This is a genomic window from Achromobacter veterisilvae (genome assembly GCF_900496975.1).
Taxonomy (GTDB): domain Bacteria; phylum Pseudomonadota; class Gammaproteobacteria; order Burkholderiales; family Burkholderiaceae_B; genus Achromobacter; species Achromobacter veterisilvae.
In genome coordinates this window covers 14377-31625 of sequence record NZ_UFQC01000023.1, presented here as the reverse complement: position 1 = coordinate 31625, position 17249 = coordinate 14377, and the positions used below count along the sequence as shown (strand labels likewise).

General features: G+C 68.1%; 15 protein-coding genes. 6 read left to right on the top strand and 9 right to left on the bottom strand.

Annotated elements, in window-relative coordinates:
* Complete coding sequence (locus tag AVE30378_RS20280; RefSeq protein WP_129242678.1) at positions 1-570, top strand: phosphonate degradation HD-domain oxygenase; 570 nt, start codon at positions 1-3, stop codon at positions 568-570.
* Positions 571-597: 27 nt separating this feature from the next.
* Here the strand turns inward: AVE30378_RS20280 and AVE30378_RS20275 are convergent, their stop codons facing one another.
* Together AVE30378_RS20275 and AVE30378_RS20270 are read right to left on the bottom strand one after the other, a co-directional pair.
* Entirely contained in the window at positions 598-1449 is an 852-nt protein-coding gene (locus AVE30378_RS20275; protein ID WP_129242676.1) for a sulfurtransferase, read from the bottom strand.
* Between the two features lie 37 nt (positions 1450-1486).
* Positions 1487-2341, bottom strand: coding sequence for a DMT family transporter (locus AVE30378_RS20270; RefSeq protein ID WP_129242674.1), 855 nt, complete (start codon positions 2339-2341; stop codon positions 1487-1489).
* 151 nt (positions 2342-2492) lie between these two features.
* Between AVE30378_RS20270 and htpX the strand changes: the two genes are divergently transcribed.
* Positions 2493-3374: a protease HtpX gene (gene htpX / locus AVE30378_RS20265; RefSeq protein ID WP_129242672.1), complete on the top strand. Its 882-nt coding sequence runs from the start codon at positions 2493-2495 to the stop codon at positions 3372-3374.
* Between the two features lie 104 nt (positions 3375-3478).
* On the opposite strand, the gene AVE30378_RS20260 is transcribed toward htpX, so the two are convergent.
* A complete protein-coding gene (locus AVE30378_RS20260) occupies positions 3479-4870 on the bottom strand; it encodes an L-serine ammonia-lyase (protein ID WP_129242670.1) in 1392 nt (463 codons plus the stop codon).
* A gap of 170 nt (positions 4871-5040) precedes the next feature.
* Between AVE30378_RS20260 and AVE30378_RS20255 the strand changes: the two genes are divergently transcribed.
* Positions 5041-6702, top strand: coding sequence for a Na/Pi cotransporter family protein (locus AVE30378_RS20255; RefSeq protein WP_129242668.1), 1662 nt, complete (start codon positions 5041-5043; stop codon positions 6700-6702).
* Positions 6703-6959: 257 nt separating this feature from the next.
* Here AVE30378_RS20255 and AVE30378_RS20250 read toward each other — a convergent pair whose 3' ends face one another.
* The 3 genes from AVE30378_RS20250 to polA all read right to left on the bottom strand — a co-directional run bounded on the left by AVE30378_RS20250 (position 6960) and on the right by polA (position 11472).
* Positions 6960-7748 (bottom strand): dienelactone hydrolase family protein, encoded by a 789-nt coding sequence (locus AVE30378_RS20250; protein WP_129242666.1) that lies wholly within the window; start codon positions 7746-7748, stop codon positions 6960-6962.
* 48 nt (positions 7749-7796) lie between these two features.
* Positions 7797-8636 carry a ZIP family metal transporter gene (locus AVE30378_RS20245; RefSeq protein ID WP_129242664.1) on the bottom strand — a complete coding sequence of 280 codons (840 nt, stop codon included), beginning with the start codon at positions 8634-8636 and terminating at the stop codon, positions 7797-7799.
* Positions 8637-8754: 118 nt separating this feature from the next.
* A complete protein-coding gene (polA, locus tag AVE30378_RS20240) occupies positions 8755-11472 on the bottom strand; it encodes a DNA polymerase I (protein WP_129242662.1) in 2718 nt (905 codons plus the stop codon).
* On the opposite strand from polA, the gene AVE30378_RS20235 reads away from it, so the two are divergent.
* On the top strand, positions 11471-12163 hold the full coding sequence (locus AVE30378_RS20235) for an LOG family protein (protein WP_482757307.1): 693 nt from the start codon (positions 11471-11473) through the stop codon (positions 12161-12163). The two genes, polA and AVE30378_RS20235, sit on opposite strands and share 2 nt — an antisense overlap.
* A 185-nt stretch (positions 12164-12348) precedes the next feature.
* Here the strand turns inward: AVE30378_RS20235 and AVE30378_RS20230 are convergent, their stop codons facing one another.
* Positions 12349-13773, bottom strand: coding sequence for a M20 family metallopeptidase (locus AVE30378_RS20230; RefSeq protein WP_129242660.1), 1425 nt, complete (start codon positions 13771-13773; stop codon positions 12349-12351).
* A gap of 66 nt (positions 13774-13839) precedes the next feature.
* Positions 13840-14823, bottom strand: a complete 984-nt coding sequence (locus tag AVE30378_RS20225; RefSeq protein ID WP_129242658.1) for a Bug family tripartite tricarboxylate transporter substrate binding protein — start codon at positions 14821-14823, stop codon at positions 13840-13842.
* A 128-nt stretch (positions 14824-14951) separates the two neighbouring features.
* Here AVE30378_RS20225 and AVE30378_RS20220 point away from each other — a divergent pair, with 128 nt between their 5' ends.
* Positions 14952-15893 carry a LysR family transcriptional regulator gene (locus AVE30378_RS20220; protein WP_129242656.1) on the top strand — a complete coding sequence of 314 codons (942 nt, stop codon included), beginning with the start codon at positions 14952-14954 and terminating at the stop codon, positions 15891-15893.
* Here the strand turns inward: AVE30378_RS20220 and AVE30378_RS20215 are convergent.
* Entirely contained in the window at positions 15877-16740 is an 864-nt protein-coding gene (locus AVE30378_RS20215) for a LysR family transcriptional regulator (RefSeq protein WP_129242654.1), read from the bottom strand. The two genes, AVE30378_RS20220 and AVE30378_RS20215, sit on opposite strands and share 17 nt — an antisense overlap.
* A gap of 108 nt (positions 16741-16848) precedes the next feature.
* On the opposite strand from AVE30378_RS20215, the gene AVE30378_RS20210 reads away from it, so the two are divergent.
* Positions 16849-17241, top strand: a complete 393-nt coding sequence (locus tag AVE30378_RS20210; protein WP_129242652.1) for a tautomerase family protein — start codon at positions 16849-16851, stop codon at positions 17239-17241.
* Positions 17242-17249: the final 8 nt, after the last annotated feature.

Sequence of the window (17249 nt, the reverse complement as noted above, 5' to 3'; positions counted from 1 at the left end):
ATGGCCTTGACCCTGCAAGATATCGAACAGATTTTCCTGGAGCGCGGACACCGCTCCTATCATGGCGAATCCGTCAGCCATCTGCGGCATGCGCTGCAGACGGCGGCGCTCGCCGAACGCAACGGCGCCGGCCCCCACCTGATCACGGCCTGCCTGCTGCACGACCTCGGCCACCTCATCGCCGACCGGCCGGGCACGCCGACCCTGCGCGGCATCGACGACAAGCATCAGTACTTCGTGCTGCCATTCCTGCGCGGCCTGTTCGGCCCCGAGGTGCTGGACCCGATCCGGCTGCACGTGGAGGCCAAACGCTACCTCTGCTATATGGAGCCGCAATATGAAGCGTCGCTCTCGGAGGATTCGAAGCGCAGCCTGGCGCTGCAAGGGGGCGGTTTCGATGCGGGCCAGGCGGTGGATTTCGCGAGCGTGCCGGGCGCGCCGGACGCGATACGCCTGAGGCGCTGGGACGACATGGCCAAGGTGCCCGGGCTGGCGACCCCGTCGCTGGACCACTTCCTGGAAATCGCCGAAGGCGTCTCGGCGCGGGTCAGGCTGGCCGCCGTCTGGTAAGGGCGGCCTGCCCGGGGTTTGCCGGTATCAGGCGCCCTTGGCCACCGGACGGGACGGGTCGCTGCACCATTCGCTCCAGGACCCCGGGTACAGGCGCGAACCCGCCAGGCCCGCGATCTCCATGGACAGCAGATTGTGGCAGGCGGTGATGCCCGAACCGCACTGGTGCACGATGGACGCGGGATCGCGTCCGTCCAGCAGGCCGGCGAATTCGGCGCGCAGTTGCTCGGCCGGCTTGAAGCGGCCGTCCGGCTGGAGATTCTCGCCATTGGGGCGGTTCAGCGCGCCCGGGATATGGCCCGCCACGGGATCCATGGGCTCGACTTCGCCGCGGTACCGGTTGGCCGCGCGCGCGTCGATCACGGTGAACGACGGGCGGGCGATGTTGTCCAGCACGGCCTGGGCGTCCACGGATCCGGCCAGCGCAGCGCCGGGTTCCACCGCCGCGCCCGGGGCCGGGGCCGGTTCGGCCTCGGCGGCCGTGGGCAGCCCGGCGGCGGTCCAGGCCTGCCAGCCACCGTCCAGCACGGCAACCTGCCCATGCCCCAGCCAGCGCAGCATCCACCACAGGTGGGCGGCGTACATGCCGCCGCTGGCGTCGTACGCCACCACCAGGGTCTCGGGCGTCACGCCATGGGCGGCCATCAGCGCGCCGAACGCCGCGCGGGACGGCAGCGGGTGGCGCCCGTTCCTGCCCGTGCGGGCCGCGGCCAGTTCGGTCTCGTGGTCCAGGTAGCGGGCGCCGGGGATATGGCCGGCCTCGTAGGCCTGGCGGCCGGCCGAGTGGTTGGTCAGGTCATGGCGCACATCGAAGACGCGCACGCCGGGGGCATTCAGGCGCTCGGCCAGGCCGGCCGCGGAAATCAGTGTCATCGTCATTCGGTGTGCTCCTGTATGGGATAGGGTCGGCCGCGGCTCAGGCCGGCTTGGGGTCGCGCATGGTGCGCCATACCGACAGCAGGCCCGCGAAAATGATCAGGCCCATGCCTGCCCAGGCCAGGGCGTCGAGATGGTCGCCCCACAGGCCCATGCCCAGCAGGGCCGCGAAAATGATGGTGCTGTATTGCAGGGCCGCCGTCAGCAGGGCCGAACCCACGCCGAACGCCCGGGTCATGGCCAGTTGGCCGAACAGGCCCGCCACGCCCACGCCCACCAGCGACAGGTAGCCCGTCCAGTCGGCGCGGCCCCAGCCTTCGAAGGCCAGCCCGACCATGCTGGACACGCACACGGCCACGGAGAAGAACAGCACCGTGCGCCATTCGGGTTCGCCGATGCGGCCCAACTGGCGGATCTGCATCATGGCGATGGCCGACATGGCGCCGGCCGCCATGCCCAGCAAGGCGGCCAGCCACTGGTCTTCGTTGATGCTGGGGCGCAGCACGGCGATCACCCCGAGGAACCCCAGCGCCACCGCCGCGATGCGCACGGGGTCGCGCTGCGCGCCGCCCCAGCCCAGCATCCAACAGGCGATGAAAAGCGGCGCCGTGTAGTTCAGGCTGGTGGCCGTGGCCAGCGGCAGGTGGGAAATCGCGAAAAAGCCCAGCCACATCGAGGTAACGCCGGAGAGATTGCGCCACAGATGCAGCTTCCAGCTAGTCGGGATGATGGACTGGCGGCCGGCGCGGGCCCAGATCAGCAGCAGGATGACCGACGGCAGGCCGCGGAAAAGCACCACTTGCGGCAACGACGCGCCATGCTCGGTACCGAGCTTCACGAACGATCCCATAATGGCGAACATGGCGGACGCCAATAACATCCAGAGAGCCTGCATGGGGGATCTGCGCTAAGGGAAGAGTGAGGAGGAATAAGGGAAAGCGATACTATACTCTCCGTCACCGGAGCGGTGCCGCCGGCTCGGGGAACTGGCGGGCCGCCGCCTTGTCGAATTCCGGCAATTCCCGCTCGCAGAGGACCAAAAAAACATGAAACGCATCATCCTGTTCGTCATCACCAACCTGGCCGTCATGCTCGTGCTGTCGGCCACGCTGCGCATCCTGGGCGTAGACCGCTACATCACCGCCAACGGCCTGAACCTCAACGCCCTGCTCATCTTCTCGCTGGTCGTCGGCTTCACGGGCGCCATCATCTCGCTCCTGATCAGCAAGCCGATGGCCAAGTGGAGCACCGGCGCGCAGGTGCTGGACCCGAACTCGCCCCGCAACCAGCGCGAGGCCTGGCTGGTCGACACCGTGCACCAACTGGCCGACCGCGCCGGCATCGGCCGCCCCGAAGTCGCCATCTATGAAGGCGCGCCCAACGCGTTCGCCACCGGCGCATTCAAGAACGACTCGCTGGTCGCCGTGTCGACCGGCCTGCTGGAAAGCATGAGCGAAGAGGAAGTCGCCGCCGTGCTGGCCCACGAAGTCGCCCACATCGCCAACGGCGACATGATCACGCTGACCCTGATCCAGGGTGTCGTGAACACCTTCGTCGTGTTCCTGGCCCGCGTGGTCGGCTACTTCATCGACCGCGTCGTGTTCAAGAACGAACGCGGCATCGGCCCGGGCTACTACGTCACGGTACTGGTCTGTGAGATCATTTTCGGCATCCTGGCCTCGATCATCGTGGCCTGGTTCTCGCGCCAGCGCGAATACCGCGCCGACGCCGGCTCGGCCCATCTGATGGGCGCCCGCGAACCCATGATCCGCGCCCTGGCCCGCCTGGGCGGCCTGGAACCCGGCGAACTGCCCAGGTCCTTCGAGGCCTCGGGCATCACCGGCAAGGGCGGCATCGCCGCCATGTTCGCGTCGCACCCGCCGATTCCGGCCCGCATCGCGGCGCTGCAGCATGCCAAAGTGATCTGAGCTGCGCCCGGCTTCCCGCCTCGTTTGGTGTCTGACACCCGCGGGAAACGGACTCCAGATCGCGCCGCCATTCCAAGGGGTGTCAGACACCCCCCCCAACGGAATCAGCATTCGACGATATTCACGGCCAGGCCGCCGCGCGCGGTTTCCTTGTACTTCGTCTTCATGTCGGCGCCGGTTTCGCGCATGGTCTTGATGACCGAATCCAGCGACACGTAGTGCTGGCCGTCGCCGCGCAGCGCCATGCGCGCCGCGTTCACGGCCTTGATGGAGGCCATGGCGTTGCGCTCGATACAGGGAATCTGCACCAGGCCGCCCACGGGGTCGCAGGTCAGGCCCAGGTTGTGCTCCATGCCGATCTCGGCGGCGTTCTCGACCTGCTCCACCGTGCCGCCCAGCGCCGCGGCCAGGCCGCCCGCCGCCATCGAGCACGCCACGCCCACTTCGCCCTGACAGCCGACCTCGGCGCCCGAGAGCGACGCGTTGTACTTGTACAGCAGCCCCACGGCCGCCGCCGTCAGCAGGAAATCCCGCACGCCTTCGCGGTTGGAACCGGGCACGAAGCGGTCGTAGTAGTGCAGCACGGCCGGGATGATGCCCGCCGCGCCGTTGGTCGGCGCCGTGACCACGCGGCCGCCGGCGGCGTTTTCCTCGTTGACCGCCATGGCGTACAGGTTCACCCAGTCCATGACCGACAGGGGGTCGGACAGCGTGCGTTCGGCGCGCTGCGTCAGGTTGCGGTAGAGCTCGGGCGCGCGGCGGCGCACGCGCAAGGGGCCCGGCAGTTCGCCGTCCGCTTCCGGGTAATTGATACCGCAGCCGCGCGAGACACAGTCCTGCATCACTTGCCAGATGCGGTCGAGCCCGGCGTGCACCTCGGCCTCGTCGCGCCAGGTCAGCTCGTTCTTCATCATCAGCCGGGCCACCGACAGCCCGCTGTCGCGGCACATGGACAGCAATTCGCGGCCCATGCGGAACGGATAGGGCAATTGGTCGTGCGCGGCGATGACCTGGCTGTTCGACGCGCCGGCCGTCACCACGAAGCCCCCGCCCACCGACAGGTAGCGGGATTCGCGCAGCGGCTCGCCCTCGGCGTCAAATGCGTGAAACTTCATGCCGTTAGGATGTTCCGCCATGGCTTCGCGGCGGTAGAACATCATGTGCTCTTTTTCCACGAACGGGACGACGTAGCGGCCCAGCAGCGGCAACTGGCGGCTGGCCCGCACCGACGCGATCATGCCGGCGATGGCGGCGGGGTCCACGGTATCGGGCGCTTCGCCCATCAGGCCCAGCAGCACGCCCTTGTCGGTGCCGTGGCCCTTGCCCGTGGCGCCCAGCGACCCGTAAAGCTCGGCGCGCACGGAGGCCACGCGCGGCATCAGTCCGTCGCGCTCCAGGCCCTGGGCGAACAGCAGCGCCGCCCGCATCGGCCCCACCGTATGGGAACTGGACGGGCCTATGCCTATCTTGAACAGGTCGAATACGGAAACCGCCACGCAAAACTCCAGTGCTTCTAAGGTTGGTCAGGCAATGATACGCGCTGCCCATGCCGCGCGCAGTAAAGCCCCGGCGGGCGTATGCTGTATTGTGGGGACAGGTTTCCCTGTCCTGGCCGCGCATGCGATCATTACAGAATTATTTCTTGTCATAAAAAGAATGGAAACGGATGTCCGGACTTATCACCCTGCTTGACTTCGCCGGCTACGTCGCCCTCCTGCTGTGGGGCGTGCACATGGTCCAGACAGGCGTGCAACGCGCCTTCGGCGCCGCGCTGGGCGCCGCGTTGGGCAGGGCGCTGGGCACCCGCTTGCGGGCCTTCGCGGCCGGCCTGGGCATCACCGCCGCGCTGCAGAGCAGCACCGCCACGGGCCTGATGATCACCGGCTTCGCGGCCGGCGGGGTCGTCGGCCTGGTGCCGGCGCTGTCGGCCATGCTGGGCGCCAACGTGGGCACCACGCTCATCGTCCAGTTGCTGTCCTTCGACCTGACCTCGCTCGCCCCGATCCTGATCCTGGCGGGCGTCTGGATGTTCCGCCGCTACCCGCCGGGGCGCACGCGCGACCTGGGCCGCGTCTTCATCGGGCTGGGGCTGCTGCTGCTGTCGCTGCACCAGTTGGTCGAACTGTTCCAGCCGTTCCAGACCGCGCCCATGCTGGGCATGATCCTGGACGCCCTGTCGACCCAGCCGGTGGCCGCCGTGCTGCTGTCGGCCGCCTTCACCTGGGCGGCGCACTCCAGCGTGGCCGTGGTCGTGCTGGTGATGTCCTTGGCCAGCCACCACATGGTGGCGCCGCACGTGGCGTTCGCGCTGGTGCTGGGCGCCAACCTGGGCACCGCCATCAACCCCATGATAGAAGGCGTGACCGGGGACGACCCCGCCGCGCGCCGCCTGCCCCTGGGCAACCTGCTCACCCGGGTGATCGGCGTGCTGGCCGGCCTGATACTGTTGCCCTACCTCCAGCCTCTGATGAGCGAGCTGGCGAACGACCCGGCCCGCGCCGTGGCCAACTTCCACACCCTGTTCAACGCGGTCATCGCCCTGGTGTTCCTGCCGCTGCTGACGCCCTACGCCGCCCTGCTCACCCGCTGGCTGCCCAAGCGCGCCGACCCGAACGACCCGTCCCGCCCCCAGTACCTGGACGAATGGGCCCATGACGTGCCGGCCGTGGCCCTGGGCAACGCCGCCCGGGAAGGCCTGCGCATGGCCGACATGCTGCAGACGCTGCTGCTCTATGCCCGCGCGGGCTTCAAGCGCGACAACCGCCACCGCATGGTGCAGGCGCGCCAACTGGACAGCGCCCTGGACAAGCTGGAAAACGCCATCACGACCTACCTGGCCACGCTGGACCAGGAAAACATGACGCGCGAGGACCTGCAGCGCCTGGACGACATCCTGGCCTTCATCAGCAACATCGGCCATGCGGGCGACATCGCCCACCACGGCCTGCTAGGCCACGTCGCCAAGCTGCGCAAGCAGGGCTGGGTCTTCTCGCCCGAGCAGCGCGCCAGCCTGGACGACACGCTGGGCCAGCTCATCGCCAACCAGCGCACGGCCGCCGCCCTGTTCGTCAACGACGACCTGCGCCAGGCCCGCTCGCTGGCGGGCGAAAAGGCGCGCTTCCGCACGATAGAAACCACCGCCGCCGACACGCACCTGCAGAAGATCAAGGCCGGCGAGGTCGATGCGGCCGAAGTGGGCGCCCTTTATCTGGATATCCTGCGCGATATGAAGGGCATCAACTCCCATCTGGTGGGCGCCGCGGCGTATCCGCTGCTGGCGCGCCATGGAGAGCTGCTGCCCAGCCGCCTGCGCGAAGCGGGGAATTAGGGCCCCCACGCTGCGCCCGCTGCGCGCGCTTGCTGCCCCCCGAGGGGGCTGGCCCGCCCTTGGGGCGGCCCGGCGGGCGGGCCGGCCATTTTTGCGGAGGTCGTCGTTGTATACCTCGCGCCGTGCGAGTCTGGTGTCTGACACCCGGGGACACCGCCTTCAGCCTGTACGGGCATCTCGTACGGGTGTCAGACACCTGTATTACGCGGGTGTCAGACACCTGTATTACGCGGGTGTCAGACACCTGCATTGCAGCATTACAGATACCGCTTGAACCACTCCAGCATGCGCTTCCAGCCGTCCTGCGCGGCCTCGGCCTTGTAACTGGCCCGGTAGTCCGCCAGGAAGGCGTGGTCGGCTTCCGGGTACACCACGAACTCCGACCGCCTGGCGTTGTCGTTGCCGGCGGCCAGCTTGGCCTTCATGGCCTCGACGTCGGCCAGCGGGATGCTGGCGTCCTTGGCCCCGTACAGGCCCAGGACCGGCCCGTGAAGTTCGTTCACCACGTCGAAGGCCACGCGCTTGATCAGCGGGCCGTGGCCCACGCTGAGCTTGCCGTACCAGGCCACGGCGGCCTTCACGTCCGGATTGTGGGCCGCGTACATCCAGGTCAGGCGCCCGCCCCAGCAGAATCCCGTCACCGCCACGCGCTTGGCGTCCCCGCCGTTGCGGGCGGCCCAGGCCACGCTGGCGTCCAGGTCGGAGTACACCTGTTCGTCGGGCACCTTGCTGACCAGTTCCGAAATGAGCTTGGGGATGTCGGTATAGGCCGAGGCGTCGCCCTGGCGTTCGTACAGGTTCGCGGCCACCGCCAGGTAGCCGGCCTTGGCGACCCGCCGGCACAGGTCCTTGATGTGCTCGTGCACGCCGAAGATCTCCTGCACCACCAGCACGATGGGCAGGTCGCGCTTGCCTTCGGGCGCGGCGTAGTAGGCGTCGATCGAACCGTCGGCCACGGGCAGTTTGAAGTCCCCGTGGACCAGTCCCTGGGTGTCCGTGTGGATCACGGTGGGCGCGACGTTGCCGGCTGCGGCGGAAAAACTCATGGAGTACTCCTCTGTTGGGGTCGACAAGGCCGGATACCCTGGAGCGTCCTAATGCCGGTGGACGTGCTCCGCCTGCGGCGCGCCATGGCCGGCTTCGGCATCATGGTCGTGCCCGTGGTGCATCAGCGTGGTCACGCTGTAGATCAGCGCCACGCCCACCCCGACCAGCAGCAACTGCGGGACGGCGTCGGCAAGGGATACCCGTTCGTGCATCTGCGGCATCAGGTCGGCCACCGAGATATAGAGGAAGCTGCTGGCCGCAACCACCAGAATATAGGGCACCCAGCCCTGCGCCTGCTGCAGCACGAAGAACCCTATTATGCCGCCCACGGCTGAACACAAGCTGGTGAACAGGATCAGGGCGAAGGCGCGGCGGCGCGCCAGGCCGGCGTTGAGCAGCACGACGAAGTCGCCGAGCTTGTGCGGCACCTCATGGATGATGATGGACGCGGCGGTCAGCACGCCCAGCAGCGGATCGGTCAGGAAAGCCGCCGCCACCAGCACGCCGTCGCACAGATTGTGCAGCGAACTGCCGACCAGGATCAGCACGCCGCCCCGGCCCGCCTCGTGGCGGTCGTGCCCCTTGTGGTGATGGTGGCCGTCGCCCTCGTGATGGTGGCTGTGCCGCAGCAGCGCGATCTTCTCCAGCACGAAAAAACCGATCAGGGACGCCAGCATCAGCCCGAAGAGCACATGGGCGTCGGCCACGCCGGTCTCGAACGCCTCGGGCAGCAGGTGCAGCAGGGCCACCGACAGCAGCACCCCCACCGACAGGCTCACCATGTGGTGCAGATACTGCGCGAAGACCTTGTAGGCCAGCCAACTGGCGACAAGGACGGCGATGAGCCCGCCGGTGACGGTGGCAAGCAGAACCCAGAGCAGCAACATTTGGGGGACGTATTTAGAGGCGGGGAAGCGCAACATTATATTGTTGCAATCCCAAAACCGGAAATGGGCCGCCCCGGGAGGCGGCCCGTCGATTCCGCCCGCGCGGCGGCGGCCCGCCCTAGTGGGCCTGCTCCCAGTTCTTGCCCATGCCGACTTCGGCCACGAGCGGAACGCGCAAGGTCGCCACATTGCACATCAGGCGCGGCAGCGTTTCCTTGACCAGATCCAGTTCGGCGTCCGGCGCTTCCAGCACCAGTTCATCGTGCACCTGCATGATCATGCGCGTCTGGAGGTTTTCGGCTTCCAGCCAATCCTGCACCGCGACCATGGCCATCTTGATCAGGTCGGCCGCCGTGCCCTGCATGGGCGCGTTGATGGCCGCCCGCTCCGCCCCTTGCCGGCGCGGGCCGGAGGCGCCGCGGATCTCCGGCAGTTGCAGGCGGCGTCCGAAGACGGTTTCCACATAGCCCTGTTCGCGCGCCCGGCGGCGGGTGTCTTCCATGTACATCGCCACGCCGGGATAGCGGGCGAAGTAGCGGTCGATATAGGCCTGCGCGGCGTCGCGCGTGATGCCCAGGTTGGACGCCAGGCCGAACACCCCCATGCCGTAGATCAGGCCGAAGTTGATGGCCTTGGCCGCGCGGCGCTGCTCCGTGGACACGTCCGCCAGCGGCACGCCGAACACTTCCGACGCCGTGGCGCGGTGGATGTCCTCGCCCGCGGCGAAGGCGCGTTGCAGGTTGGCGTCGTCGGACACGTGCGCCATGATGCGCAGCTCGATCTGCGAGTAGTCGGCGGACAGCAGCATGCCCTGCTCGGCGATGAACGCCTCGCGCACGCGGCGGCCGGCTTCGGTGCGCACCGGGATGTTCTGCAGGTTGGGATCGGACGAGGCCAGGCGGCCGGTGATCACGGCCGCCTGGGAATAGCGCGTGTGCACGCGCCCCGTGTCCGGATTGATCATGCGCGGCAGCTTGTCCGTATAGGTGGACTTCAGCTTGGACAGGCCGCGGTATTCCAGCAGCACCTGCGGCAGCGGATAGTCCTGCGCCAGCTTGGTCAGCACGTCTTCGTCGGTGGACGGCGCGCCGCCGGCGGTCTTGCGCACGACCGGCAACTGCATGCGGTCGAACAGGATCTCGCCCAATTGCTTGGGCGAATTCAGGTTGAAAGGCTGCCCGGCCAGCTCATAGGCCTTCTGCTCCAGCCGCAGCATTTCCTGGCCCAGCTTGTGGCTCTGGCGGCCCAGTTCGGCGGCATCGACCTTCACGCCGTTGCGCTCGATGGTGGTGAGCACCGCCGACACCTGTATTTCCAGCCGGTAGATGCGGTTCAGGCCTTCGTCGGCCGCCACCATCGGGCGCAGCACCCGATGCAACTGCAAGGTGAAGTCGGCGTCTTCGGCGGCATAGTGGCCGGCCTTGTCGACCGCGACTTCATCGAACCCGATCTGCTTGGCGCCCTTGCCGCACAAATCCTCGTAGGACACGCCGCTGCGGCCCAGATAGCGCTGGGCCAGGTCGTTCAGGCCCACGCCGCGGTGCGATTCCAGCACATAGGCTTGCAGCATCGTGTCTTCGGCAATGCCCGCCAGCTTGATGCCTTCGTTGGCGAGCACGTGGGCGTCGTACTTGGCGTGATGCAGCAACTTGGCGCGCGTGGCGTCTTCCAGCCACGGCTTCAGCCGCGCCAGCACCTCGGCCTTGGGCAACTGGGTGGCGCCGTCCGGGCCGCGGTGCGCCACCGGGATGTAGCAGGCCACGCCCGGCTCCACCGCCAGCGACAGGCCGACAAGCCTGGCCTGCATCTGGTCCAGCGACGTGGTCTCGGTGTCCAGCGCCACCAGGGACGCCCCTTCCAGCTTCTCCATCCAGGCGTCGAATCCGGCCCAATCCGAAATGATCCGGTAGTCCAGTTCCGTGGGTGCGGCGGGCGCGTCGTGGGCGATGCGGGCGTCGCCCGCGGGCACGCGCTCGGCATCGCCGGTCAGCTCGCGCAGCCAGGTGCGAAAGCCATAGTGTTCATAGATTTCGGTCAGCGCCGCGTCGTCGCGCGGGCGCGGCGTCAGGTCGTCGACACTGTCGACGTGGCCCGCCAGGTCGCAGTCGCATTTCACGGTCAGCAACTGGCGCGTAAGCGGAAACTTCGGAATGGCGTCGCGCAGGTTGTTGCCCGCCACGCCCTTGACCCCGTCCGCGCCTTCGACCAGCTTGTCGATGGAGCCGAATTCCGTGATCCATTTGGCGGCCGTCTTCGGGCCCACCTTGGTCACGCCCGGGACGTTGTCCACCGTGTCGCCCACCAGCATCAGGTAATCCACGATGCGGTCGGGCGGAACGCCGAACTTGCTGGCCACGCCGGCTTCGTCCAGCACTTCGCCGCTCATGGTGTTGACCAGGGTGACGTGGCTGTTGACCAGTTGCGCCAGGTCCTTGTCGCCGGTGGACACGATGGTGTGCACGTCGTGTTCGGCGGCCCGCTTGGCCAGGGTGCCGATCACGTCGTCGGCTTCCACCCCTTCGATGGCCAGCACCGGCCAGCCCAGCGCCCGCACGGCGCGGTGGATGGGCTCGATCTGCGCCGCCAGGTCTTCCGGCATGGGCGGGCGATGCGACTTGTACTCCGGATAGATGTCGTCGCGGAACGTCTTGCCGCGGGCATCGAAAATACATGCGGCATACTCTGCCTTATGGTCAGATACCAGCTTGCGCAACATATTCACCACGCCATAGAGCGCCCCCGTGGGTTCGCCTTGCGCGTTGCGCAAATCAGGCATAGCGTGGAAAGCGCGGTACAAGTAACTTGAACCGTCGACCAGTAATAAGGTTTTTTTCATGGTTACAAAGGCAGATATGGCAATAACTGCGGAAACACCCGCCAACAAACAAATTCCGCTGATTATGTCAGAGATACGGACGGCGGCAGACGAGCTCGCGCATATCGGGCCCGCGGTCAGCGTCTTTGGCAGTGCACGAGTCAGCCGGAACTCCCCCCACTATGAAACCACCGTCGCGATCTCGGCCGCCCTGGCCGACGCCGGTTTCGCGGTGATCGCAGGCGGTGGCCCCGGCATCATGGAGGCAGCAAACAAGGGCGCATTCGAGGCAGGAGGCACCAGCATCGGGCTGAACATCAGCCTGCCGCACGAAGCGCACAATAACGAATACCAAACCATCAGCCTGTCGTTCGAGTATTTTTTCTCCCGCAAGGCTACATTTTTCATGCACAGCTTCGCCTATGTGGCGATGCCGGGCGGTTTTGGCACGCTGGACGAACTCTTCGAAGCGTTGACGCTCATCCAGACGGGCAAAGTCCCGCCCGCCCCCATCGTACTGGTGGGCAGCGAATACTGGTACGGCCTGGTCGATTGGCTGGGCAGCCAGGTGCTGGCCAACGGCATGATCGGCGCGCACGACCTGGATCTATTCATCGTCGAAGACGATCCGGTCAAGGTGGTGCGCAAGGTAGTGGAATTCCACGCGAAGGTCACCTCGGACGCGCAATACGCGCCGTCCCTGCCGGCCTGAAATCGCGTGGCGTAGGGGCCCGCGCCGCCGCCAGGCCGCCCTAAGGCGGCGCAGCCCCTTCGGGGGTAGCAAGCGCGCGTAGCGTGCGCGGCATGGGGGCCCGCGCCGCCGCCAGGCCGCCCTAAGGCGGCGCAGCCCCCTCGGGGGGCAGCAAGCGCGCGTAGCGTGCGCGGCGTGGGGGCCCTCTACTTTCTCATGAAAGACGGCAGCACGTTGGCAGGAATCGGGCAGACGTAGGGCTGCCCGCGCCTCGTTTCGATCAGTTCTTCCTTGGCGCGCGCCAGCGCCTGCGGCTGCGTGTACAGATCGGCGGCCGTCGCGGCGATGATCTTGGCCGCATGCACCATGCCCTTGTGCGCCAGCGACATCTTGCCCTGCGCCACCATCTGCCAGGAGTGGAACGGCGTGCCGTAGGCGTAGCAGGCGCCCCAGCACTGCGCGGTGGGCGCGACCCAGCTCACGTCGCCGACGTCGGTGGACCCGTAGGTGATCTCGGCCTTGGCGGGATCGTACGGCGCCACGCCCTGGAACAGCGGCGTGGGGTTGCGCAGCACCGCGCCCAGGTTCTTGCCGGCGTTGTCGATGTCGTCTTCGGAAATCGCGTCCCACATGCGGCGCGCGGCCTGCTGCTCGCCGTCCGTGTACGACGGCCCTTGCAGCGCCAGCATGTTGGCATACATGACCTGGTTGAGCACGCGGTTCGGGATGTAGTTCGAGCAGGCCTTGTCGAAGACGATCTCCAGTTCGCAGCCGGTCATCAGCGCCGCGCCGCGCGCCACGTTCTGCACGCGTTCGTACAGTTCCGCCGCCTGGGCGTTGATGGGCGCGCGCACCAGGTACAGCACCTCGGCGCGGGCCTGCACCACGTTGGGAGAAATGCCGCCGCTGTTGGTCACGGCGTAATGCACCCGGGCGTCCGGCACCATGTGTTCGCGCAGGTAGTTCACGCCCACGTTCATCAGTTCGACCGCGTCCAGCGCGCTGCGGCCCAGGTGCGGCGAATTGGCCGCATGCGCGGCGATGCCGCGGAAGCGGAAATAGGCCTGGATGTTGGCCAGCGACGACTGGTGGAAGATCCCCGTGTGCGAGGCGGGATGCCAGGTCAGCGCCGCGTCCAGGTCGTCGAACAGCCCCGCCCGCGCCATGAAGGTCTTGCCCGAACCGCCCTCTTCCGCCGGACAGCCGTAGAAGCGGATGGTGCCGGGCAGCCCGTTGGCTTCCAGGAACTCCTTCACCGCCGCCGCCGCGAAATGCGCGGCCGTGCCCAGCAGATGGTGGCCGCAGCCGTGGCCATTGCCGTTGGGGGTTTCCGGCGAAGGCTGGCAGGCGTACGCGCCGCTTTCCTGGCTCAGGCCCGACAGCGCGTCGTATTCCCCCAGGATGCCGATCACCGGGCCGCCGCTGCCGGCCTCGGCCACGAACGCGGTGGGGATGCCGGCGGCGTCCCGTGTAACGCGGAAGCCGGCTTCCTCCAGCATCGCGATGTGCAGTTCGGCGGACCTGTGCTCGTCGTAGCGCAATTCCGCCAGGCTCCAGATGCGGTCGCTCAGGTCCGCGTAACGCTCGCTGCGCGCGTCGATGAACGGCGCGAGTTTGTCGATGGCACCCATGGTTTCTCCAGTGGCAGGGGTCGTGTGAGCCGGGTTCCTTCGGGGCGGCCCGGCGGGAAAGGCCGCTTACTCGTCGAGCTTGATCCCGGCAGTTTCAATGATTTTCCGGTTGGCGGCCAGCGTCCGGGCGATGCGCTCGGCGAATGCCTGCGGCGTGCCCGAATCCGGCTGCGCGCCCAGGGCCGCCAGGCGCCGCACCAGCGCGGGGTCGGCCAGCGCGCGGTCCACGGCCTGGTTCAGGCGCAGCACTACGGCGTCGGGCGTGCCCGCCGGCGCGACCAGGCCGAACCAGGTCTGGCCCAGCGCGTTCAACTGCGGATAACCCAGCTCCGCCAGGGTGGGCAGTTCCGGCATGCCCTCCAGCCGCCCGGGCGCGGACACGGCGATCGCGCGCAGCTTGCCGGCCTTGATCAGCGATTGCGCCGACGCGTACTGGTCCTGCTGCACCTGCACCTCCCCGCCCACCGCCGCGGTCAGCGCCGGCCCCATGCCTCGGTACGGCACGTGCAGCACGTCCACTTTCAGGTCGGCGTTCATGGCCGCCAGGTTCAGGTGCCCCAGCGAGCCCACGCCCGGCGAGCCGTAGGAATACTTGCCGGGATGCGCGCGGAGTTCGGCCAGGAATTGCGCGAAGTCCTGCGCCGGGAACGCCGGGTTCACCATCCACACGACCGGCACCGTCGCCACCGGCGCCACCGGTTTCAATTGCGTCGCCGGATCGACCCGCTGGGTGCCGTACAGCAGCGGATTGACGGCCATGGTGCTGACCGTCGCCATGCCCAGCGTGTAGCCGTCGGCCTGCGCCCGCGCCACGGCCTCGGTGCCGATCAGGCCGCCCGCGCCCGCGCGGTTTTCCACCACCACGCTCTGGCCCAGTTCCTTGCGCAGGCCGTCGGCCACCGCGCGGGCCAGTACGTCCGTGGATCCGCCCGGCGCGAAGGGCACGATGAGGCGCACGGGCTGGGACGGATATCCGCCCTGGGCGGCCGCCAGGGAACACGCGCCGAGGGTCACGGCGCAGACGAGGGCATGCAGCAGGCGGTACTTCATGGACGGGGCCACTCCTTGGGAAAGGAAGCAATGAAAGGAATCGCTGCATTGTGGCCAGGGCATATCCTTATTTCAAATACATTAATGGGGTTATATATTCAAATTTTGAATACCTCGAACCACCTCTCATGGACGTCGCCCCCGCCACCCTGCTGGCCCGCCTGCTCGCCAAGGGCCGGCTGCGGCACCTGCAACTGCTCGCCGGCATCGCCGACCTCGGCAGCATCCAGCAGGCGGCCAGCCACGTCGGCATGAGCCAGCCCGCGGCCACTCACGCGCTGGCCGATATCGAAGGCCTGCTGGGCGTGCGCCTGTTCGAACGCCATGCGCGCGGCATGCGGGCCACGCGCAGCGGCCAGCTCATGGCCGAATGCGCCCGGGGCATGCTGACGACCTTGCGCGCCTCCACCGACTCCGTGGCCGCCCTGCGCCAGGGCGCCACCGGCTACCTGCGGCTGGGCGCCATTCCGGCGGCCAGCGGCGGCCTGCTGGCCGAACGCCTGCCCGCCTACATGAACGCGCGGCCCGGACTGCAAGTGGAAATCGTGGAAGGCAGCCGCGAACAACTGCTGCCGCAGGCCGCCAACGGCGGCCTGGACATGCTGCTGTGCCGGCAGCCCGACGCGGTGCCGGCCGGCCTGGAATTCGTGCCGCTGCAACAGGACGAAGCGCTGATCGTGGCGGCCGCGGGCCATCCCCTGCTGGAGCCGGGCTGCTCGCCCACGCCCGCGCAGGCCGCCTCGCAGCTCTGGATCGAACCCCGGCCGGAATTGGCCATCCACGCGGTCTTCAAGACCTTCTTCGAGCGCGCCGGCGTCGTTCCCCGCCTGTGCAGGCTGGCCAGCGCCGCGCCTCCCATGCCGCTGCTCATCGCCGTCATGCAGGCCCAGCAGGCCCTGGCGATGGTGCCGCGGACCCTGGCCGGCTGGTACATGCAGCACGGGCATTTCCAGCGCGTGGACATCGCCTCCCCCGGCTCGTTCCTGCCGATAGGCGCGATCGTCCGCGACAGCGGGCCGGGCCGCGATTTCCTGGACTGGCTGGGAACGGGCCCTAGCCCATCGCCTTGACGATGGCCTCGCGCGCCAGGCCGACGAATTCGCTTTCGCCCGGCCGCGCGGGCAGTAGGCGGAACTCCACCGCCGGCAAGGCCGGCAGGCCAGGCGCGCGCAGGCGCGCAATGCCCGGCGCCAGGGAGGACTCGTTCAGGCAGGCCACGCCCAGCCCCGCCGCCACCGCCAGTTGCAGCCCCGCCACGCCGGAGGCCACGTGGGCCACCGAATACGGGATGCCGCGGCGCGACAGCAGGCGCTCGACGAATTGCCGCAGCGCGCAGGTTTCCGGCAGCACCAGCAGCGGCAATTCCTCGCCCGATGCCGCCGCCCGCCCGTCGGCCGCCATCCACAAGAGCGGTTCGCGCCGCAGCAGCGCGCCCTGGGCGCGGCCCCGCGCGGCGCCGCGTTCCTGGATGGACATCGAAATCCCGACGTCGATTTCGCCGCGCTCGTAGGCCGCCTCGATCGCGCCGCTCTTCATGATGGTGACGTGCAGGCGCACTTGCGGATATTGCTCGTTCAGCCTGCGCAACAGGCGCGCCACGTCGCCGGGGCGGAAGTAATCCGTGACGCACAGGCGCAGTTCGCCGCGCAGCGCCACGCCGCGCAGGTCGCGGTAGGCCTCGTCGCTCAGCGCCAGGATGGCGCGCGCGTGGGCCAGCAGGCGTTCCCCCGCCGGCGTCGGGGCCACGCCGCCCTTGCCGCGCACCAGCAGGGGCTGCCCGGCGCGCTCCTCGAGCTTGCGCATCTGCTCGCTGACCGAAGACTGCGACAGGAACACTCTCGGCGCGGCGGCCGTCAAGCTGCCGGCATCGAGCACGGCGACCAGGGTGCGCAATTGGTCGAGGTCGAATCCGGACATGGCTTATCCAACGGTTTCTTCGATGGATGAAATCGTAATTTCCCGCTTTTCCGATGTCAATGCGGCGCCTAGACTGGCTCCATTCCCCTCACCGACAGGAGTTCCGCCATGCCCCACATCGTGATCCACCTTTCCGGCCATCCCGACGCCGCCCGCGACCGCCGCGTGGTGGACGCCGCCGCCGGGCTGACCCAATCCGTGCTGGGCAAGAAACTGCCCGTCATCGCGATCACGCTGCAGCACATTCCCCACGACCTCTGGTTCATCGGCGGCCGGCCGCTGTCCGAACAGGGCAGGAACGCCTTCCACCTGGACATCAGCGTCACCGACGAAACCAACACCAAGGCCGAGAAGGCGCGCTTCATCAAGGACGTCTACGCGGCCTTCCAGGACATCCTGGGCGAACTGCACGAGTGCTCGTACGTGCACGTGATCGACGCGCGCGCGGCGGCGTACGGATACGGCGGGGCGACGCAGGAATACCGCCACCAGCACGGCTGACCGCCGCG